Annotated in this window: 20 protein-coding genes, 1 tRNA gene and 2 pseudogenes; 12 read left to right on the forward strand and 11 right to left on the reverse strand. The window is 69.3% G+C overall.

Going from position 1 to position 20,235, the window contains the following annotated elements:
• The 3 genes from AB0K15_RS19040 to AB0K15_RS19050 form a co-directional block, all read right to left on the reverse strand.
• On the reverse strand, positions 1-1,110 hold the full coding sequence (locus AB0K15_RS19040; RefSeq protein ID WP_364051643.1) for a serine protease: 1,110 nt from the start codon (positions 1,108-1,110) through the stop codon (positions 1-3).
• 112 nt (positions 1,111-1,222) lie between these two features.
• A complete protein-coding gene (locus tag AB0K15_RS19045; protein ID WP_364051646.1) occupies positions 1,223-1,798 on the reverse strand; it encodes a hypothetical protein in 576 nt (191 codons plus the stop codon).
• Between the two features lie 98 nt (positions 1,799-1,896).
• Positions 1,897-4,395, reverse strand: coding sequence for an endonuclease/exonuclease/phosphatase family protein (locus AB0K15_RS19050; protein ID WP_364051649.1), 2,499 nt, complete (start codon positions 4,393-4,395; stop codon positions 1,897-1,899).
• 138 nt (positions 4,396-4,533) lie between these two features.
• On the opposite strand from AB0K15_RS19050, the gene AB0K15_RS19055 reads away from it, so the two are divergent.
• The gene (locus AB0K15_RS19055; RefSeq protein WP_364051961.1) at positions 4,534-5,538 is read left to right on the forward strand and encodes a CapA family protein; all 1,005 of its coding nucleotides are present in this window, start codon (positions 4,534-4,536) and stop codon (positions 5,536-5,538) included.
• Positions 5,539-5,870: 332 nt separating this feature from the next.
• On the opposite strand, the gene AB0K15_RS19060 is transcribed toward AB0K15_RS19055, so the two are convergent.
• Both AB0K15_RS19060 and AB0K15_RS19065 read right to left on the reverse strand, forming a co-directional pair.
• A complete protein-coding gene (locus tag AB0K15_RS19060; protein WP_364051652.1) occupies positions 5,871-6,299 on the reverse strand; it encodes a limonene-1,2-epoxide hydrolase family protein in 429 nt (142 codons plus the stop codon).
• Positions 6,296-7,231 (reverse strand): TauD/TfdA family dioxygenase, encoded by a 936-nt coding sequence (locus AB0K15_RS19065; RefSeq protein ID WP_364051655.1) that lies wholly within the window; start codon positions 7,229-7,231, stop codon positions 6,296-6,298. Before AB0K15_RS19065 ends, AB0K15_RS19060 begins: the two co-directional genes overlap by 4 nt.
• Positions 7,232-7,544: 313 nt before the next feature.
• Between AB0K15_RS19065 and AB0K15_RS19070 the strand changes: the two genes are divergently transcribed.
• On the forward strand, positions 7,545-7,844 hold the full coding sequence (locus tag AB0K15_RS19070) for a hypothetical protein (protein ID WP_285971760.1): 300 nt from the start codon (positions 7,545-7,547) through the stop codon (positions 7,842-7,844).
• Positions 7,844-8,416, forward strand: a complete 573-nt coding sequence (locus AB0K15_RS19075) for a hypothetical protein (RefSeq protein ID WP_364051658.1) — start codon at positions 7,844-7,846, stop codon at positions 8,414-8,416. Before AB0K15_RS19070 ends, AB0K15_RS19075 begins: the two co-directional genes overlap by 1 nt.
• A gap of 632 nt (positions 8,417-9,048) precedes the next feature.
• On the opposite strand, the gene AB0K15_RS19080 is transcribed toward AB0K15_RS19075, so the two are convergent.
• Positions 9,049-9,600 (reverse strand): hypothetical protein, encoded by a 552-nt coding sequence (locus AB0K15_RS19080; RefSeq protein WP_364051661.1) that lies wholly within the window; start codon positions 9,598-9,600, stop codon positions 9,049-9,051.
• A gap of 51 nt (positions 9,601-9,651) precedes the next feature.
• On the opposite strand from AB0K15_RS19080, the gene AB0K15_RS19085 reads away from it, so the two are divergent.
• A complete protein-coding gene (locus AB0K15_RS19085) occupies positions 9,652-10,614 on the forward strand; it encodes a site-specific integrase (protein WP_364051664.1) in 963 nt (320 codons plus the stop codon).
• Positions 10,615-10,700: 86 nt separating this feature from the next.
• Here AB0K15_RS19085 and AB0K15_RS19090 read toward each other — a convergent pair.
• The 3 genes and pseudogenes from AB0K15_RS19090 to AB0K15_RS19100 form a co-directional block, all read right to left on the reverse strand.
• A tRNA-Ser gene (locus tag AB0K15_RS19090) sits at positions 10,701-10,787 on the reverse strand.
• A 45-nt stretch (positions 10,788-10,832) separates the two neighbouring features.
• Positions 10,833-11,258: pseudogene (locus tag AB0K15_RS19095) on the reverse strand (nucleoside deaminase); the annotation flags it as partial.
• Positions 11,259-11,281: 23 nt separating this feature from the next.
• Complete coding sequence (locus AB0K15_RS19100; protein WP_354864834.1) at positions 11,282-11,764, reverse strand: tRNA adenosine deaminase-associated protein; 483 nt, start codon at positions 11,762-11,764, stop codon at positions 11,282-11,284.
• A 76-nt stretch (positions 11,765-11,840) separates the two neighbouring features.
• Here AB0K15_RS19100 and AB0K15_RS19105 point away from each other — a divergent pair, with 76 nt between their 5' ends.
• A complete protein-coding gene (locus tag AB0K15_RS19105) occupies positions 11,841-13,073 on the forward strand; it encodes a M20 family metallopeptidase (protein WP_364051667.1) in 1,233 nt (410 codons plus the stop codon).
• A gap of 836 nt (positions 13,074-13,909) precedes the next feature.
• Here AB0K15_RS19105 and AB0K15_RS19110 read toward each other — a convergent pair.
• On the reverse strand, positions 13,910-14,470 hold the full coding sequence (locus tag AB0K15_RS19110) for a phospholipase domain-containing protein (RefSeq protein WP_364051964.1): 561 nt from the start codon (positions 14,468-14,470) through the stop codon (positions 13,910-13,912).
• Between the two features lie 243 nt (positions 14,471-14,713).
• Positions 14,714-15,691: pseudogene (locus AB0K15_RS19115) on the reverse strand (alkaline phosphatase family protein); the annotation flags it as partial.
• Between the two features lie 330 nt (positions 15,692-16,021).
• Here AB0K15_RS19115 and AB0K15_RS19120 point away from each other — a divergent pair.
• The 7 genes from AB0K15_RS19120 (at position 16,022) to AB0K15_RS19150 (ending at position 20,181) form a co-directional block, all read left to right on the forward strand.
• Entirely contained in the window at positions 16,022-16,492 is a 471-nt protein-coding gene (locus AB0K15_RS19120; protein WP_364051670.1) for a heme-degrading domain-containing protein, read from the forward strand.
• A gap of 105 nt (positions 16,493-16,597) precedes the next feature.
• Complete coding sequence (locus AB0K15_RS19125; protein WP_364051673.1) at positions 16,598-17,059, forward strand: dihydrofolate reductase family protein; 462 nt, start codon at positions 16,598-16,600, stop codon at positions 17,057-17,059.
• Positions 17,056-17,658, forward strand: coding sequence for a dihydrofolate reductase family protein (locus AB0K15_RS19130; RefSeq protein WP_364051676.1), 603 nt, complete (start codon positions 17,056-17,058; stop codon positions 17,656-17,658). Before AB0K15_RS19125 ends, AB0K15_RS19130 begins: the two co-directional genes overlap by 4 nt.
• 58 nt (positions 17,659-17,716) lie before the next feature.
• Positions 17,717-18,619, forward strand: coding sequence for a dihydrodipicolinate synthase family protein (locus tag AB0K15_RS19135; RefSeq protein WP_364051679.1), 903 nt, complete (start codon positions 17,717-17,719; stop codon positions 18,617-18,619).
• Positions 18,620-18,794: 175 nt separating this feature from the next.
• Positions 18,795-19,844: an acyl-CoA desaturase gene (locus AB0K15_RS19140; protein WP_364051682.1), complete on the forward strand. Its 1,050-nt coding sequence runs from the start codon at positions 18,795-18,797 to the stop codon at positions 19,842-19,844.
• Positions 19,841-20,026 carry an RGCVC family protein gene (locus tag AB0K15_RS19145; protein ID WP_364051685.1) on the forward strand — a complete coding sequence of 62 codons (186 nt, stop codon included), beginning with the start codon at positions 19,841-19,843 and terminating at the stop codon, positions 20,024-20,026. The genes AB0K15_RS19140 and AB0K15_RS19145 overlap by 4 nt, the downstream gene beginning before the upstream one ends.
• Positions 20,026-20,181: a DUF6307 family protein gene (locus AB0K15_RS19150; protein WP_364051688.1), complete on the forward strand. Its 156-nt coding sequence runs from the start codon at positions 20,026-20,028 to the stop codon at positions 20,179-20,181. The genes AB0K15_RS19145 and AB0K15_RS19150 overlap by 1 nt, the downstream gene beginning before the upstream one ends.
• Positions 20,182-20,235: the final 54 nt, after the last annotated feature.

A 20,235-nucleotide genomic window follows, 5' to 3' on the forward strand; every position in this document is an offset into this window, starting at 1 on the left:
TCAGATGACGTCGGTGTAGAGCACGACGGTGCCGCCCGCGGTGCTGGCCGTGACGCCGCAGTTCAGCTTGTGGGCCGCCAGGTCCGGGGTGATCTTGAGCTGCGGGTTCGTGGCGCCTTCGACCGGGACGTAGAACTCGAAGCCGTTGGACGGGTCGATCCGGTTGAAGTACCAGGCGTAGTCCACCTCGGCCGGCTTTCCTTCCGTCCACTTCGGAGCGTTACAGGTGAGCGTGTTGCCGGCGGCTTTGGTGCCGGTGATCGTGGGGTCGTGCCGGGTCATCGGCGCCAGCGGCGGCCTCGGCTGCGTCAGGAAGGAACGCAACGCGGCCGCGTCGGCGAACCCGTTGGCGGTCGGCTCACCACACTGCTTGCCGGCGACCTCGCCGGCGAAGCTGACGACGCCGACGAGCCGACCGTCCTGAACCAGCGGCCCGCCGCTGTCGCCGGAACAGACCGTGGCCGCGGCCTGTGTACACAGCACGGACGGGCCGTCGATCACGTCCTGGCTCCCGAACGACTGCGCGCACGCCTGGTCGTCGATCACCGTGAGCTGCGCGTGCGCGAGCTGGTCACCGAGCGCGGGCAGCGGGTCCTTCGGGTCCGGTGTTTTGGTGAGCCCGTGCCCGTACACGTCCACAGTGGATCCCGGCTTCGGCGCCCGGGTGGCCGCCGGCAACGTCGGGATGTCGAACACCGGGCGCGCCAGCTTGATCACCGCGACGTCATCGGCGGCGCCGGCCTTCGAGTAGTCCTCCGGCGCCTGCGGCGACGGGATCAGCCGGAACCCCGGGTTGACCGACCACCCCTCGATCGGCACGATCCGCCCGGGATCCGTCGACAGCGTCCCGGCCCCGAGGTGCACTTCGAAGTGCGTGGGGTCCACATGATCGAGGCAGTGCGCCGCCGTCGCCACCCGATCCGGCGCGATCAACGCCCCGCCGCAACTTTCCCGCTGCACCAGGGGCTCGTCACCCTTGAACACGACCGTCGCCATCCACGGCGCCGCGCCGCTCGCCGCGGGCTCACCACCGGACACCGCCATGGCGGGCGCCGCCACCACCGTGCCGGCCACCAGAACTGCCGCGCCCACGGTCACCATCCTGCGCATTCGGACCTCCTCATCGGTTGGTCCGAACGTACGAATCACACGGCCGCCGGGACAACACCCAGCGGACTGATCACCACGTACGCCTTTCGGCTACGGGTTGCTCGCCGAACGGCTACTTGTTCCAGACCACCACGTCGGAGACGATTCCTCGGGCAGTAACGACCTTTACATTTATCCGGAATGGGCGGTTCTTGGCCGTCAGACCGCAGACGATGCTGCCCGCATGGAGCGAAAACACGTTGATGTCACTCGCGGACTGGGCGAGCGTTGTGCAATCGTCTCGGCCCGGGTTTCCGCTGTCGGCCCAGACACGCATGAGGTTGCCGCCGGTAGCCTGGAGGTAGTCGCCGGCTGCCAAGATGTCGCTCTCTCCGGCGGACGCCGGTGGGTTGAGGTCGAGGTTGATGTCGCCGAACGTGACCGCGCCTGCGTAATAGACGCTCGGATCAGAAGTACTCTGTTTCGCGGTGGTCACCGGCGCGGCCGGGCGGCCGTCGCCAGAGCCCATCGCAGTCACTGTGACGGTCGTGGTGACAGGAGAGGGGGACGGCGTGGCGTTCGGCGCGCTGGCCCGCCCGACGAAAAACCCAGCCCCGGTCAACGCCGTTACCAGCGCGGCGATCGCGGTGATCCACTGGTGCCCCAGCGTGCCCCAGCCGGTTTTCTTGGCTTCACCCTCGTCTGCCACGCCGCCCCCTTCACTTGCGAGAGGCCGATCTTAGCGACCCCGGACACACCGAAGGCCACCATTCACGGAGAACGGTGGCCTTCGGTGCCGATCAAGAACTACTTGCGCGGAGCAGTCCGCCCCAGCAGCTGGTCCAGGTAGTCCAGCAGGTCGTAAGCCACGTCCTCCAGCTTGTTCCCCGTCGACGGCCGGAACCGCACGATCTGCGGATCGTGATCACTGGCCTGGTCGGCGAACTCGGCGTTGATGTGGACCACGTCGTAGTCCACGCCGCGAAGAGCCGGCGCGGCCAGGATGTGGTCCAGCACCTGCGACTGGCCCTCGAACACGTAGCTGTACCGCTCGGCGGCGGGCAGCGTCGCGATGAGGTCCTTCAGCCCGCCCGACGTCAGCTGCGCCAGGGCCGGCGAGAACTGGTAGTCGTTCAGGTCACCGGCCACCACCACGTTGGCGTTGCGGTCGGCTGCCAGCAGCTGCGAGACGAAGCCCTTCAGCACAGTCGCCTGCTTCTGGCGCTGTACCTCGGAACTGCGCACCGGCGGCTGGAACCGGCCGTGCGTCGGCTGGTCGCCGCCCTTGGAGTTGAAGTGGTTGGCGATCACGAACACCGTGCGGCCCTGGAAGACGAACTCGCCGGCCAGCGGCTTGCGGCTGTCGGTCCACGCGTCGTTCGTCGGGTCGACGCGGCCTGGGGACTGCGTCAGGTGCACCTTGCCGTGGTCCTTCACAACGCCCACCGAGGAGGTCGCGCTGCCGCCCGGACGGTCCACGAAGGACACTCGCGCCGGGTTGAACAGGAAGCCCACGCGGATGTTGCCGCCCGGCTCGCCACCGTCCTCGTCGTTGGTCGGGTCGATCTCGCGCCACTGGTAGTGCGGGCCGCCCGCCGCGACGATCGCGTCGGTGAACTTCTTGAGCGTCACGTCGGCAGTGACCACACCGTCGTCGGTGGCGCCGTCGTTGTCCTGGATCTCCTCCAGGTTCACGACGTCCGGCGCGGCCAGGTTGTCGACGATGCCGTGCGCGAGCTGCGCGAACTTCGTGTCCGGGTCGGACGGCGCGAGGTTCTCGACGTTGTACGTCGCCACCGCGAGCTGGCCCGGACGCTGGCGCGCCGTGACCTCCTTCTGCAGGTGGTTGTCCTTCGCCGCGCCGAGCTGCGACGCGAAGAGCGTGTAGCCGCCGAAGCTGCTGTACTCCACCGGACCGGAGGTGGTCCCGGTCAGCACGTCACCGGTGTTGACCTTCGGGAACGCCTGCTGGTCGAACGGGATGATCGACTGGACCTTCAGCACCCCGGTGTTGATCTTGTCGTAGCCGAGGTAGACGGTGCCGCCGCGCGGCGTCGGGTTCTGCTGCGGCTTCGTGGTCACGTAGAGCTCGTCGAAGTCGTTGCTCGGGCCGACCACACGAGCGTCGGAGATGCTGACGATCTCGCTCTCGTGTGACTCCCAGAAGTCCAGCGCGTACTTCGCCGGCTCCAGCGGCAGCGCCTCGATGTTGCCACCGGCGTTGGGGGCCAGCACGTCCGGGACCTGGTCGGGCGTGATCTTAGTGGGCGCGGGCAACGGGTTCCCGTGCGGGCCGACCGTCCACTGTGCACTGGACAGCTCGGTGAGCGACTGGTAGTTCGACGTCGCCGGGGCGTCCGGGTAGAACTCCTTCACTGTGCCGGCCGCGGTCACCGCGTCGCCGACGGCCACGGCGGGCGTGGTCGAACCGGTGAACACGAACAGGCCCTCACTGGTGCGCGGGTCGCTGTCGGGGTTCGGGTCGGTGAGCCAGAAGCCGCGCGACGAACCGAAGGTGCGCACGGCCGTGACGATGCCCGTGACGTCGCTGACCTTCTTGTCCTTGAACGGCGAGATCCGCGTGGCGCCCTGGATGTCGTGGATCTTCGCGGGGGTGCCCGGGTCGACCGGACCGGTGTCGCCACCTCCGGCCGTGTCGCCCTTGGAGTTGGTGGGCGTCGGGTCGCCGACGGTGAAGTCAGCGCTGTTGTCGTCCGTGTCGGCCAGCGACGCGGCGCGCGCGGCCGAGGTCGTGTTCGACAGCGCGGCGGTCGGCGTGCCCTCGCGGACCACGGCGTCACCGAAGCCGACGAGGTCCTTGACCTGCGGGTCGGCGGCGCAGTCGGCGGCGGTTTTGCAGGTCAGCGCGGTGGAACCGCTGACGAGCGCGATCGTGCCCGCGGTCCCGGACATCGAGATGGTGCCGGTCGCGTCCGGGGTGGGCAGCGCGACGGTGCCGCCGGTGCCCTTCGACTCCTGGACGAGGTAGCGGCCGCCCGCGGCGACCGAACCGGCGAGCTTCGTGACCTGCCACGTGCTCGACGCGCTGGCCGTGGCCGGCAGGTACTGCACGCTGAAGCCGTCGAGCACGAGCGGCGCGCCGCCGCGGTTCGCGAGCTCCACGAAGTCGTTGGTGAGCGTGGCGCCGGCGTTGCCACCGCCGCCGTAGACCTCGGCGATGACCGCGTCCGCGCTGGGTGCGGCGAGTGCGGCGGGAGCTCCGCTCACCACCAAGCCCGCGACGGCAGCGGCGGTCAGCACGCTCTTTCTTCGACCGGATATGGTCACCCTGAGTCCCCTTTGCATGAACGGTCGACGCATCGTCCCCCGAACAAGCGAAGGGTAGGAAGACTAAGAGGCAACGATTCGTAACGAGTTTGCGGAATTACCTCCGAGGGACGGGTTGACACAGTGATCTCTCTCGTACTCGGCGGAGACGTCAACGTGCAAGGACGGACCGAGCCGAAAACGGCATTCCGGGCGCTGACTCCGTTGTTGAGCGGAGCCGACCTGCGTTTCGTCAACCTCGAGGGCCCGCTGTCGGGGTCGATGGGTGACCACGGCGGTCTGGACATCCCGCACAAGCCGAATTGGCGCCATTCCGCACCCGAAATGGTCGAGGCGCTCACCGCCGCCGGCATCGACGTGGTGTCGGTTGCCAACAACGTGACGTACCCGCCGCCGGCCATGCTCGCGAGCCTGGCGGTGCTGGAGAAGGCCGGGATCGCGTACTGCGGCGGCGGTCCGAACCTCACCGCCGCGCACACGCCGGCCGTGATCGAGCGGGCCGACCGCCGCGTCGCCTTCCTCGCGTTCACGTCGCTGTGCTGGCCGGTCGGCCAAGAGGCGAAGGCCGATTCGGCGGGCGTCGCGGTCGCCGGCGCGTACACCTCCTACCAGCCGGATCCGCGGGTGCTCGACGTGCCGGGCCGGCCGCCGATCGTCCACACCACCCCGGTGCCGGCGGACCTGGAACGCCTGGTCGCCGACGTCCACCGCGCCCGCGCGACGGCCGACCACGTGATCGTGTCGATGCACTGGGGACTGCCGGGCGAGGAGCTCACCGAGTACCAGATCGCCTACGCCCACGCGATCATCGACGCGGGCGCCGACCTCGTCGTGGGCCACGGGCCGCACAGCATCCAGGCCGTGGAGGTCTACCGCGGCCGCCCGATCCTCTACAGCCTCGGCAACCTCGTGTTCGACTGGCCGGCCATGCGCGGCCGCCACGTCGACGGGCTGCTCGCCGGGTGCCTGCTCGGCGACCGGCCGCGGCTCGAGCTCATTCCGGTGCGCCGCGGCGAGGACAACGAGTGCGTGCCGCTGGCCGGCGAAGCCGCGGCGCAGGTGCTGCGGCACGTGGCCGAACTGTCGGCGCGGCGGGCGACCAAGGTGGCCGTGGGTGCCGGGATCGGCACCGTCGAAGGGTTTCTCGCGCCGAAGCGCTGAGGGCGTTTCCGCAGCTCGTCACCCGGACGGCCCATCTGCCTTAAATGCAGGTCAAGCTTTGGCGCGGTCGGTTTGCGGCGGAGGTACCTTTACTCGCGAGCCCACGAGAAAGTGGCCCAGACCACTTTCCGGGAGCTCACGGGTCGCACACCGCGGGGGGAGGCGACACGATCACATGGGGGTTGATCGTGTTCGGCTTGCGCGGTTTCGCGCCCCGCTGGGGTACGCCGCGGACGCGGGATCTTCCGCTTCTCCCGCGACCGCGGCGTCCCGACGAGTTTGCCCCGGGGGTTCGTGAGTGGTGCGGTTCAGCGGCTCGGCTGCCGCACCACTCACGAGCGGTACTTGCCGATGAGCGTCTTGGCGCCGGACAGCGCCGCGCGTCCGGCGCCCTTCGCGCTGGCGGCGAGGAACGTCGTCCAGTCGAAGTAGTCGCGCCACAGCACGATCCGGCCGTTCTCGACCTCGAAGGTGCCGCACACCCAGAACTCGGCCGCGAACGAGCCGCGGCGCAGCACGTCGGTGCGTTCGGTGAGCACGACGTTGCCGTCGGCGGCGATGTGGTGTGTGCGCGCTTCGAACCCGGTACCGAACCGGGTCAGCATGCGCAGCTGCTTCTCCACCGCCGTGAGCCCGCGGGCGGCCGGAAGCGGCACGTTCTGGTAGGTGATGTCGACAGCGACGTGGCTTAGCGCCCGCTCGACGTCCATGTCCTCGAGAGCCTGCAGGAACGCGGTGACCACGGCCTTGGGTTCGCTCATACGACCAGGTTAGGCCCGAACGGCCGGTCGCCCACGATGGCGACGCGTTCGGCTACCCGGTTGTGGGGGTGGTAATCGTTCACGGCGTAGTGCTGGGTGGCGCGGTTGTCCCAGAACGCCACGGCGTCGCGGGTCCAGCGGAAGCGCACCTGGTACTCGGGCGTGTGGGCCTGGAGGAAGAGGTAGCGGAGCAGGCGGTCGCTCTCGGGTTTGTCGAGGCCCACGACGTGGGTGGTGAAGGCCTGGTTCACGAACAGCGTCCGCCGGCCGGTCTCGGGGTGGACGCGGACGATCGGGTGCTCGACGGGCGGGAAGCGGTCCTGGTGGGCGGCCAGCAGGTCCGGGTCGGTGAAGCGCTCGAAGCCGGGCACGAAGTCGTGGACCGCGGTGAGGCCGTCGATGCGTTCGCGCACGTCGGCGGGCAGGTTGTCGTAGGCCGCGGCCATGTCGGCCCACATCGTGTCGCCGCCCACCGGCGGGACCTCGACCAGCCGCAGGACGGAGCCGAGCGCGGGTGCGGGGCGCCAGGTGACGTCGGTGTGCCAGATGTTCTCGTAGCCCGGCATGCCGGCGCTGCGCGTGAAGCGGACGACCTCGCGGTTGTCGCCTTGCGGGATGAAGGGGTTGGTTTCCAACGCTCCCCAGTGGGAAGCGAACACGCGCTGTTGTTCCGACGTCATTTTCTGTTCGCGGAAGAACAGCACCTTCCACTCCAGCAACGCGCGGTTCAGCTCTTCGCGAACCCCGGGGGCCAATGACGCTCCGAGGTCGACACCCTCGATTTCGGCCCCGATCACCCGACCGAGGGGACGGAGGGTGAACAGCTCGTAGGGGCGTTCTTCGGCCCCTTCGGGCAGCCGGCGCAGCACGCGCGGGCCTTCGAGGATGCCGTCGGCGGGGGTGGCCGACGAGCGCAGCAGATCGATCGACATCAAGCCCTCCGGGTGGGCGAATCGGCTTGGTTGAGCGGAGTTCGGCCGATCGGGGTGACTTGCCGCGTCGACCGGAGCGCGGCTGTGCCTGCGCCGGCCGGGCGGCCGGGTCGGCTGCGCGGGCGGGTGGCTGGCATGGGCGCGATGGTCGTCAGCGCTGCCGCGGTGGGTCAAGGCTCTTCACGATGTGGAACTGTCCTACGCCCGGCCGAGTGACCACACAGGACGTGATGAGGTTAGATCTCCCCCTACAGGGTGACGAGGTAGGGGCCTGGCCACCTTGAACTGGTTTGTTCCGGGCAGGGGAGGTCCCATGGCGAGCTCGACGAGCGAGCGGCTGCGTGCCGCAGCCGACGCGCTGGACAAGGCCGCGGCCGACGCCGACCAGGCGGCCGGCCGCTTCGCCGAGGCGCGCCTGGAGTCGACGCCGTTCGGCATCTCCGCGCCCGCGCGCGAGCTGGCCGCGCGCTGGGAGGCCGCGCTGGCCGCACGCGATGTCGACGCCCGCGTCCTGGGCGACGCGACGTCCGACCTCGCCGGGCGCCTGCGCATGGCGGCGGGCGGGCACGCGGAGAAGATCCGCCCCGCGGTGGCGACGGCGTTGTTCACCTGATGCCCTTCCTCCACCCGGCGCTGGAGAAGGCCGCCGCGACCCTCGAGCCGCTGCGGAAGGCCGGCGCGCGCCTCGGCGCCCCGGACCCCGTGGCCGCGCTGCAGCAGATCGACTGCTCGCCGCCCGCCATCCGCGAGTCGGCCCGCACCCTGTCGGCCGGCCGCGACGTCCTGGTCACCGCGAGGCTGGCGTTCGAAAGCGGCGCCCACCGCGCGGAACGCCGCTGGGGCGGCGAGCCCGCCGCCCTCTTCCGCACCCGCGCCGACGAGCTCGACGTGCACTACCGGCAGGCCGCCGAAGCCGCCGCCCGCACTGCCGCCGTCGGCCTGGACTTGGCGGATCTGCTGGACCGGCTCGCGGCGGAGACGGCCGCTCAGGTCACTTGCGTCGCCGGGTCAGCCTCGGCGTCCGCGGTCGCGGTACTGGCGGGCGACCGCTCGACGGAAGCGGTGCAACCGGTGATCGAGGCGTGCGCCGCCGTGGTGCGTGCCGTCGAAACGGGCGTCTCGACGATCATGGAGACCATCTCGTTCCTGGAGCCCTTCGGCACGCCGGTCCTGCCGTTCGACTGAGGTTGCTCGTCGTTGACCGGTTCGACCAACGCTCACGGGTTCCGACGGACCCGTGCCCCGGCAACGAACACCCCGAGACCGGCTGCACTGCCGACAGCCCACCCGAACGCAACCACCGGATTCGTCTTTCAAAGACACCCATCCGCCCCAGCGACCCATCCTCGGCAGGTAACCACCACCGGGGGTCCGGGGGCACCGCCCCCGGACGGGGCCTGGGGTTGCACCCCCAGAAAACACAGCGAGCGAGGCACATCGACGCTTTCCGTCGATGTGCCTCGCCCACTCGCGAGCGGTGGCGGTGGGATTTGAACCCACGGACGGGATTAACCGTCACACGATTTCGAGTTCCATTCCCAGTCGTTCGGACCGGTTCAGTATGCTTCTTTTGCCTGTTCAGCCAGCTTCAGCGATCCCACACGACCTGTGGCGAACGTACCTGAACTGAGACTAGAAGTGAGACCAGGCGGTCGGGTCTGGCCTGGTCACTCGGTCGCCGAGTGCGCCTACGCAGCCAACCTCATCCACCGTCACGGCGGCGCCTGAGAGACTTCACGACCCGCGACACCCCCAAGCCCAGCCACGCCCGAATAAGTCGAACGGAATGCCCGTATCACACAGCCACTTCGGTGAGATCAGGACGCGATCCAAGGCGGCAGGCGTTCGCCTGTGCGATGAGCGAACAGAAACTCGTGTCGGCTCCAGAAGGGGTGCTCGCCGCCCAGCGCACCGACGTCGAACTCGATGTCATCGGTTCCGATGAGGCAGATCAGCCGCCGACCGAACAGCAGATGCCATCGGGCGATCGACGCCAAGACTTCCAGCAGGGCCAGCACAGAGGCCTCGTCCTTGCTCCGGACCTGGTCGAGACCCTTCAGAGTCAGGACCAAGAGCGGACGCTCCGCAGTGAGCAGGTAGTCCATCAACCCGTCGTTGAAACCCGGCCAGCTGTCGCGTCCGTAGTCACTCGGCCAATCAGCGATCGCTGCGATCACCGCGTCGCGCAAGGCGTCCGCACCATCGCACGACGCCGCATCCACCTCGACGACCTCGTACCCCAGCCCGGCAAGATCAGTCACGAGGCGAGACAACGCCCACGCGTGCCGGAACAGATGCAGATGCCCGTTGTGAAGCAGCTGAAAATCTTCCGGATGCGTCCCCCGGACACCGTCGTCGAACACCACCACCGGGGCACCATAAGCCACCTCACGCCCCAAGTCACACGAGGTGCTGTCCAGATGATCGCAGGCGGGCTGAAACCGTCCACCGCGCACCTCGCTCATCGAACCGTTCGGGTCGCGCTCAACGAGGCCGTTCGCCGTCGGCACATCGTCGAGAATCCCGCGCGAATCGCGAAAGCGCCGCGTGTCGAGGAGGAGGAGATCATCCCGCTGTCGCGGGAGGACGCCAAGCGGCTCATCCGGGCATCCGGGGAGATCAGGAACGGCGCACGATTCGTTGTGGCCCTCTCGCTCGGCCTCCGTCGTGGCGACGCGCTCGGCCTCAAGTGGGAGGACATTTCGCTCACCTGGAAGCACGGATGCGCGAAGGGTGCTTCCTGTCGACGCACTCTGCTGTCGAGTGAATGCCCGGCACGACGCGGTTCAGGGACGATGCGGGTTCGCCGCTCAATCGGTCAAAGGAACTGGCAGCACGGGTGCAGCATGGACAAGCCGTGCGGGCACGAATTTGGAGCGTTCTGCCCGTCCCGGTGGGGCGGTGGCCTGGTGGTCGGCGAGGTGAAATCCCGGGCCGGTCGGCGGACGATCGGGATCCCACACCCGCTCGCAGAAGCGCTTGATGCTCACCGTGCGGGTCAAACAGAGGAGCGGGAGGCGGCAGGCAATCTGTGGGAGGAGGGTGATTGGGTGTTTGCCACTGCGATCGGCCGGCCAACGCACCCGACGCCTGACCATCGTGCGTGGAAGGCGCTGCTTCGCCTTGCCGAGGTGCGGGACGCTCGGCTGCACGATCTCCGCCACACGGCCGCGACGGTCCTGCTTGAGCTCAAGGTCCCGCTCCCCGCGGTGATGGAGCTGATGGGCTGGTCGAACGCTGCTATCGCGAAGCGGTACATGCACGTCACGAGCGAGCTGACAGCCGCGATCGCAGACCAGGTCGGCAACCACGTTTGGTACACCGACGACGAGCGAGAGGACGACGACGAAGACGGTCCGGAAGGAGTCCTGGTGCCCGCGTAGGGGTACATCTGAGACCAGAACTGAGACCAGATAGCAGAACGCCAGGTGACCGTTTACGGGTCACCCGGCGTTCTGCCTGGTAAGAGCGGTGGCGGTGGGATTTGAACCCACGGACGGGATTAACCGTCACACGATTTCGAGTCGTGCTCCTTCGGCCGCTCGGACACGCCACCGCCGAGAACAATACCGGAGGCCGGAGCCACGGTTTCGGCGGGGTGGCGGCGGGTGGCGAAGTAGGTCTCGAGCAGCGCGGCGCACTCCGTGGCCAGCACGCCGCCGTGGACTTCGGGGCGGTGGTTGAGGCGGCGGTCGCGCACGACGTCCCACAGGGACGACACGGCGCCGGTCTTGGGTTCCCACGCGCCGAAGACCAGGCGGGAGATGCGGGCGAGCACCAGGGCGCCCGCGCACATCGTGCAGGGTTCCAACGTCACGGCGAGCGTGCAGCCCTCCAGGCGCCAGCCGTCGCCGTGGACGCGGGCAGCGGCGCGCAGGGCGAGGATCTCCGCGTGGGCGGTGGGGTCGCCGAGCTCGACGCGAGCGTTGCGGGCCGCGGCGAGTGGCCTTCCGTCAGGGCCGAACACCACGGCGCCGATGGGCACATCGGCGCCTGGACCGCGCGCGGCTTCGAGCGCCGCCTGCACGGCTTCGGTGTCGGCCGGGCGTCTCAGAGCTCGTCCAGCAGTTTCGAGAACTCGGCCGCGAAGCCGCAGCGCTGGGCGATCATCTGGAGCTGCTCGTCGGGGTAGAGATCCACCTCTCCGACGATAACTTCAAGCTCGCCGCCCGGCAGTCCGAGATCGGCGAGGATGTCGAGGTCGCCTTCGGGCCAGACGGCGTCGTCGTCCTCGTCGGGCGGGTCGACGCGCAGGACGTCGAGCACGTCCGCGGCGATGTCGTAGTCGAGCGCCGCCGCGGCGTCCGACAGCAGCAGCGACGGCCCCCGCGGGCTCGGCCGCACGATCACGAAGAACTCGTCGTCCACCGCCAGCAGCCCGAATGCCGCGCCGGTCGAGCGGAGTTTTCCCAGCTCGGTGATCGCCGCGTCGAGCTCCGTGAGCGCCGCGGGATCGAGCGCACTGCACCGCCACCGACCGTCTTCTCGGACCACTGCCATCGCGAAGCCCGTGACCGGCTCTTGCACCGCCATGCGCACACCGTATTCCGCTGCCGATGCGAGCGCACGCACGGTGCACCCGAAGCGTCCGTGGTGCCACTATCGAGCCATGACCGGACCCACCGACCTGCCGACTCTCCCGGACACCCGCCTCGACGGGCTGCTCGACGCCGCGCGGGAGCTGCAGGACCGCACCGTCGCGTTGCGCCGCGCCCTGCACCGCCGGCCGGAGCAGGGGCTCCAGTTGCCCCGGACGCAGGAAGCGATCCGTTCGGCCCTGGCCGACCTGCCTCTTTCCGTGACCGAAGGCCGCGCCACGACGTCGCTCACCGCCGTGCTGCGCGGCGCGCGTCCGGGTCCGGCCGTGCTGCTGCGCGGGGACATGGACGCGCTGCCGCTGCACGAGGACACCGGCCTCGAGTTCTCGTCCGAGGTCGACGACTCCATGCACGCGTGCGGGCACGACACCCACGTCGCCATGCTCGCCTCCGCCGCCCGCCTGCTGGCCTCGCGCGTGGATTCGCTGGCCGGCTCCGTGGTCTTCATGTTCCAGCCCGGCGAGGAAGGCCACCACGGCGCGCGCTTCATGATCCACGAGGGTGTGCTCGACGCCGCCGGCCCGCGCGTCTCGCGCGCCTTCGGCCTCCACATGATGGCCAACGTGCCCACCGGCCTCCTCCAGGTCCGCGGCGGCGCGATGATGGCGTCCGCCGACACCTTCCGCGTCGAGGTCATCGGCCGCGGCGGCCACGGGTCCGCCCCGCAGGAAGCCATCGACCCCGTCCCCGCGGCGGCCGCGATGGTCGGTGCGCTGCAGACGATGGTCACCCGCCGCATCGGCGTCTTCGACCCCGCCGTGATCTCCGTGACCCGCATCGAAGCCGGCACGACCACGAACATCATCCCCGAGACCGCCGTGCTCGAAGGGACCATCCGCACCCTGTCGGAAGCCACGCGCGCCGTGGTCCGGACCGAGCTGCCCCGCGTCTGCGAGTCCATCGGCGCGGCCCACGGGTGCCGCGTCCTGGCCGACATCGACCCGGGCTACCCGCCGACCGTCAACGACTCCGGCGTGGCCGCCGAGGTACTGGCCCTGGGTGCGACGGTCCTGGGCGAGGACAACGTCCAGGAGATCCCCCACCCGATCATGGGGGCGGAGGACTTTTCGTATGTCCTGCAACGGGTTCCGGGGGCGTTCGCGTTTCTCGGGGCCTGCCCGCCGGGAGTGTCGCCCTCGGGCGCTCCGGCCAACCACTCGAACCGGGTGGTGTTCGACGAGTCCGCGATGCCCGCCGGGGTGGCGATGCATGCGGCGTTCGCGTTGAACGCTTTGCGGGGCTGACGGGGTTCATTCGCCCTTTCGCCACGCGACCGGACCGCTCGTGCTCGATCGACGGTGCGAACGGTCCAGTCATGCGGGCGTTCGACGCGCGGGGACCGTTCGCGTGGCGAACGGGGCGGTCGTGGCGGTTCCTGAGCGCAAAGGGTCCCCTCGCACTCCCTGCGGCGGCGCGAGGGGACCGCTCGCTCCGCCGCTGTGGCACGAGAGGTCCCCGCCGGCGCTCGATGCGCCGCGACTGGGCCGGCCGCGCTCGATCGACGGCAAGAACGGTCCAGTTAGCAGCCAGCGCACGAGCGGTCCCGTCGCACCCACACGCGGCGCACAAAAGGCCCGGTCGCGCCGCAACCAGCGCACGAGCGGTCCCGTCGCACCCACACGCAGCGCACAAAAGGCCCGGTCGCGCCGCAACCAGCGCACGAGCGGTCCCGTCGCACCCACACGCAGCGCACAAAAGGTCCAGTCGCGCCGCAACCAGCGCACGAGCGGTCCCGTCGCACCCACACGCAGCGCGTAAAAGGTCCAGTCGCGCCGAAACCGGCGCGCGAATGGTCCAGTCGCACAGCAGCCACCGCGCGAGCAGTCCAGCCGCACCCACACGCTGCGCACGAAAGGACCGGCCGCGCCGCAACCAGCGCACGAGCGGTCCCATCGCGCCGCACGCTGTGCACGAAAACCCCGGTCGCGCCCACACGCTGCGCATGAAAGACCCAGTCCGTCGCAACCGGTGTGCGAAGAGGTCCCGTCGCATCCGCGGGCTGCGCGAAAGGTCCAGTCATGCGCAAGCTCGGCGTGGGGGGACCCTTCGCCCAGCGAACGGTCCCCCCGCGCCGGCCAGATCAAGCCGTCCGGCTCAGCTGTCCGTTCTCCAGGTGCCCGGCGAACCGCCGGTGCCACTCCGGGTGCCCGACGAGCGACAGGCGCACGTCGTACCAGCCGGAGTTGTCGGCGAGCGCGTCGATGCTGACGGTGTGCGAGCCGTGCGGGCCGACGACAAAACCGGGGCGGCCCTTCATCGTCAACGTCGCCGAACGGGACGACGAATTCGTCACCTTGACCTGAAAAACCGGATGCGCGGCCGATCCCGAAATGGCAGCCGCAACCTCCACTCCCGCGGTCGACGAATCCCCGGACGCCTCCACCACAAATCCATTCGGCCCGCGAACAGCGATATCATAAGAACCGGAAAACGCAATCTTCCCCGCAGCCGACCTACCACCGGAAACGTCGAACCGCAGCGAAACCCCACCGGCGTGATAAGCGTAAGAAGCCAGCTGCAATCCAGCCGCCCCGTGGTTCGACGCCCGCAAAGCCAGCGACCCGGCGCCCACCGAAACAAAAGCCACCGGCTGGTACGGCAACGCCCGCGCCGGAGCCGTGCCGCGTTCCTGTTCCGGCATCGACTGCTGCCCCGGCAGCGGGGGCGCGGGCTTGGGCAGCTTCGCCTGCGTGCGGTCCGCTTCGGCGCGCAACGCCGTCGCGTCCGGCAGCGCGGGGATCGAAACATCCCGACGCGAAAAGTCGAAGCAGCTCGTCAGGTCACCGCAGATCTCGCGCCGCCACGCGGAGATGTTGGGCTCGCGCACCCCCGTCGACGTCTCCAGGAACCGCAGCACGGACGCGTGGTCGAAGACCTGCGAGTTCACGAACCCACCACGGCTCCACGGCGAGATCACCGTCATCGGCACGCGCGGACCGAGGCCGATCGGCGCCGGCGCGCCCGTCCCGACGCCGCCGGGGCCCGAGGGCTGGTTCACCGGCAGCAGCTCGCCCGGGGTCCCGGCCGGAGCGCACGGCGGGACGACGTGGTCGAAGAACCCGTCGTTCTCGTCGTAGTTGATCAAGGCCACAGTGGACTCCCACAGCTTCGGGTTGTCCCACAACGCCTTCAGCACGCCCTGCGTGTAAGCCGCACCGTCGACCGGCCGCGCGGCCGGGTGTTCGCAGTACGCGTACGGCGCCACCACCCACGACACCGCCGGCAACGTCCCCGCCTTGCAGTCCGCCACGAACTGCTGCAGCACGCGGTCGACGTTCTTGCCCTGCCCCGAATCCGCCTCCCACTGCGCGCAGGCAGGCCCGTTCGGCGAGCTGGCGCTTCTTCGGGTCCGGCGACGCCAGCGCGTCGTGGTACTGCTGGAACAGCCACAGTGGATTGTCGCCGTAGTCGCCGACGTAGCCGTCCGCGCCGTCGCCGGCCCGCCGAGCTCGCCGTCCGGGTCGATCATGCCCGTCCAGTGGTAGAGGCGGTTGGGCGTAGTCGGGCCCTGCAGCGAGCAGAAGTAGTTGTCGCACAAGGTGAACGCGCTCGCGAGGGCCCGGTGGAACGGCAGGTCTTCGCGGTTGAAATAGCGCATGGTCATCTCGGTCTTGGCCGGGACCCACGCGTTGTAGACGCCGTTGGCTTACGCCTGGTGCGTCGTGGCCCAGTCGTGCGCGAGGTCGCCGAGGTCCTGGCCGTCGGCGAGCGCGGTGTCGACGTGGAACGGCAGCAGGTACCCGCCGTCGGTGCGCTTCGCGTCGGGCTGGCGGAACACGTCGCGCACCGCGGCGGTGTCGCCGAACCCGCGGACACCGGCCGCCGTGCCGTAGTAGTGGTCGAACGACCGGTTCTCCTGCATGAGCACCACCACGTGCTCGACGTCGTCGAGGCTGCCGCGCCGCTGGGGACCCGTGGCCGCCTCGGCGAACGCGCCGCCGAGACCCGCCGCCGAGACCCGCCGCCGCGCCTGCCATGCCGGCCGCCGCCGCGCCGCCGAGCACCGAGCGACGGCTCAGCCGCCCTTCCGCCTGCCCCATTCCGTACCTCCTCGTCCGGAATGGGCGTAACGAGATCCACATCACACGCGGCAAGCGGCCTTCCCCAGGCCACGGCGGACGACAAGCAGCTGAATGTGAACCGCCGCTGAACACGGTGGCAATTAAACAACAGTGTTGATTTAATAAGGGACATGACGACCGAAACCGAGCTCATCCAGGAGCTCCTCGAGCAGGAGAGCCGGCTGGTGTTCCCCCGGTTCGACAACGAGACCGCCCTCGCGCTCGGCCAGCACCTGCTCGCCGCGGCGCGCGAACGCGCCCTGCCCGTCACCATCTCCGTGCGCAGAAACGGACAGCGGTTGTTCCACGCCGCACTCCCGGGAACATCGGCCGACAACGACGCGTGGATCGACCGCAAGAGCCGCGTCGTCGACCGCTACGGGCACAGCTCGTTCCTCGTGGGCGCCCAGTTCCGCGCGAAGGGCAGCAGCTTCGAGGCCGACTCGCGCCTCGACCCCGACCTCTACGCGGCCCACGGCGGCGTGGTCCCGGTGCTGGTCAAGGACGTCGGGCCGATCGGCACGGTCGGCGTCTCGGGTCTGCCGCAGGCCGATGACCACGCGTTCGTGGTCGAGCAGCTCGCCGCGTTCCTCGCGGGCTGAAAAACTCCGCACAAAAACCCGTAGCCCGCGCACCAGAAGTTGTCGATTCGGCGCATCCCTCGTTCGACGGTTCACCACAGATCCGACGAACGAGGGAGACGACCGATGGGCAAGCTGACCGTCACGGCGTTCCTGACCCTGGACGGCGTGGTGCGCGGACCGGGTCACGTCGACGCGCAGATGGGCGCGGCGCTGGCCCGCTGGCAGCGCCGCGCGTCAGCGTTCCTGCAGGTCAGGAACGTCGCCGACTATTGTCCGAGCTCCGGTGACCTGCCCCGGCACGTCGTCACCGGCGACCTCGCCGCCGAGGTCCGCCGGCTGAAGACGCGCTACGACGGAGAGCTGCAGCTCCACGCCAGCGGCAGCCTCGTGGCCGAGCTGGACGACCTCGTCGACGAGTACCGCCTGCTCGTCTTCCCCGTCGTCCTCGGCGAAGGCCATCCGCTGTTCCCCGCCGGCGCCCACCCGCTCGCGCTGCGCCCCCTGTCGACGAGCGCGACGAGCACCGGCGTCGTCATCCAGGAGTACGCGGCCGCGGGCGCCCCGACGTTCGGGTCGATGGCATGACCACGCTCACCGCCACCACGTTCGTCTCCCTCGACGGCGTGGTGCAGGGCCCGGGCACGCCCGCCGAAGACCCGCGTGGCGGCTTCGACCTCGGCGGCTGGCTCACGCCGTACTACGACGCGGTGATGGCCGAGTACACCGCGGACTGGTTCTCGCGCGCCGACGCGTTCCTGCTCGGACGCCGCACCTATGAGATCTTCGCGGGCTACTGGCCCACGGTCGGCGGCTCCGACCCGATCGCGGGACCGCTCAACTCGCTGCCGAAGTACGTCGCCTCGCGCACGCTCACGCGCTCGTCGTGGCAGGGCACCGCGTTCCTGCGCGACGACGTCGTGCGGGCCGTGACCGAGCTCAAGGCCGAGCCCGGACGCGAGCTGCAGGTGCACGGCAGCGGCGATCTGCTTCGGACACTCATGGCCGCCGGCCTGGTGGACGAGCACCGCGTGTGGGTGTTCCCGGTGGTGTTGGGAAAGGGACAACGGCTGTTCCCGCCGGGATCAGCGCGCCAGTCACTGCGGCTCGTCGAGCACCGCACGACCGGCAAGGGCGTCTCCGTGCAGGTCTACCGGACCGCCCGACCCGAAGATCAGGACGCTTGACCCACCACGTCGTGCTACCCTCTGCGCCGACACATCATATATCAGATCGGACACACCGGTGGCGTTCGAACAGCAGAAACGGCGGCTGGCAGGCGTCGTCGCGATCCCCGTGACGCCGTTCAATGGGAGCGGCGGAGTCGAGGCCGAGACGTACGGCCGGCTCGTCGAGCGACTGGTGACCAGCGGCGTCGAGGTGGTCACGCCCAACGGCAACACCGGCGAGTTCTACGCGCTCGACGAGCACGAGACCCGGCTGTGCGTCGAGGTCACGGTGAAGGCGGCGCGGGAGGCGAGTGTGCTGGCCGGCGTCGGGCACGACGTGCGCACGGCTGTGAAGGCGGCGCGGCACGCGCGCGACACCGGTGCCGACCTGGTGATGATCCATCAGCCGGTGCACCCGTACGTCTCGCGCGAGGGCTGGGTCGAGTACCACCGCGCGATCGCGTCGGCCGTGCCGGAGGTGGGCGTGGTGCTGTACGTGCGCAACCCCGATATCGGCGGTGAAGAACTCGCACGCCTCGCCGACGCGGCGCCGAATGTGATCGGTGTGAAGTACGCGGTGCCAGATCCTGTTCGTTTTGCGACAGTTTCGCGTGACGCCGGCCTCGAACGGTTCGTGTGGATCGCGGGGCTGGCCGAACTTTCGGCGCCGGGTTATTTCGCCGTGGGCGCGCAGGGGTTCACGTCGGGGCTGGTGAACGTCGCGCCGCGCATCTCGCTCGATCTGTTCGCCCGGCTGCGCGAGGGCGATTTCGCCGGTGCCATGCAGCTGTGGGAACTGATCCGGCCGTTCGAACAGCTGCGCGCGGCCGAACACAACGCCAACAACGTGAGCGTGGTCAAGGACGCGTTGTCACAACTGGGCCTCTGCCGGCCCGACGTGCGCCCGCCGAGCCGGCTGCTGACCGCAGCCGAGCGCGAGCGGATTTTCGGTCTGCTGTCGTCGTGGGGACTTTCGTAAGGTTTCTCGACACGGCGGGCAATTGCCTTCCCACGCCAAGGATGAGAGGGTAGGTACAGGCTGCGGTGCCACCGCGGCCAGGCCCCAGCGCCCTTCTCCCGGACTGGACCCGGACCCGTCGTGGCCGGAAACCGTCGCTGGACAAGCGATTCGCCTGAACCAGAGCGGTGCTGGCATGACTTCGTCCTCAACTTTCGACACCACGGAACCGTCCGCCGGAAGCGATTTCGCCGAACTTTCCCGGTTGGTCAAAGCCGCCGGGCTTCTGAAGCGCCGTCGCGTGGCCTACGGCATCCGCATCGGCCTCAACCTCGCCGCCTTCGCGGGCGGCTGGGTGGCGTTCGCGTTCCTCGGAGACTCGTGGTGGCAGCTTTTCCTCGCTGCCTTCTTCGCGATGATGTTCGCGCAGCTGGCCTTCATCGGCCACGACGCCGGGCACAAGCAGATCTTCTCCAGCCGCAAGGCCAACGACGCCACCGGACTCGTCCACGGTGGACTCACCGGGCTCAGCTACGGCTGGTGGATCGCCACCCACAACCGTCACCACGCCAACCCGAACCACGAGGACGAGGACCCCGACGTCGACATCGCCGCGCTCGCGTTCTCGCGAGCGCAGAGCCACGAAAAGCGCGGGTTCCTGCGCTGGGTGGCGAAGTACCAGGCGTTCTTGTTCTTCCCGCTACTGCTGCTCGAAGGCCTCAACCTGCACGTGGCGAGTGTTCGCGCCGTGTGGGCGGGTGACATGCGCCGGCACAAACTCGAGTCGGCCTTGCTGATCGGGCACCTGGTGGCGTACCTGGCCGCGGTGTTCGTCGTGTTGTCACCGCTGACGGGTCTGGTGTTCATCGTCGTACACCAGTTCCTGTGGGGCTTGTACATGGGATGTTCGTTCGCTCCCAACCACAAGGGCATGGAAATGCTCACGGCGGGCCACAAGCTCGACTTCCTGCGCAAGCAGGTGCTGACGTCGCGCAACATCCGCGGCGGCGTCGTCGTCGACTTCGCCCTCGGCGGCCTCAACTACCAGATCGAACACCACCTCTTCCCCAGCATGGCCCGCGGAAACCTCAAGCACGCGCAGGTCATCGTGCGCGAGTTCTGCGCCCGCCACGGGATTTCCTACGCCCAGTGCGGATGGGCGCGCTCCTACGGCTACGTGCTCGAACACCTCCACTCCGTCGGCGCTCCCCTGCGCGAGCGCACGCCGGAGCCGGCCACGTCATGACCGCCGCCGAACACGACACGCCGACCGAGGCCCGGCCCGAGACGTCCTGCCCCAGCTGCCCGCACCCGCTCGAAGAACACGACGTGATCGCCCGCAGGTACTGCGCGGCGACCGCCGCCGGTCACACCGAGCGCGGCTGCGTTTGCGGCGCCGCGAAAAAAGCCGAACACCGAGGACGATGATGACCGCCACTGCCCCGCCGAGCCGGTACGAAACCCGGGTCGAGCGTGTGAAGAAGATCGTGCTGGACAACACCGAGCTCTCCGACGAAAAAGCCCGTGAGCTGGCCGTGCAGATGGTGCACGCGCTGGACACGGTTCCGGAGAAGATGCGCTGACCGGACTCGCCCGAGCGTCGGCACCGCGAACGGGATCGCGGTGCCGCGCCTCGA

The sequence above is a fragment of the Amycolatopsis sp. NPDC049253 genome (genome assembly GCF_040678995.1).
In the GTDB taxonomy this organism is placed as follows: domain Bacteria; phylum Actinomycetota; class Actinomycetes; order Mycobacteriales; family Pseudonocardiaceae; genus Amycolatopsis.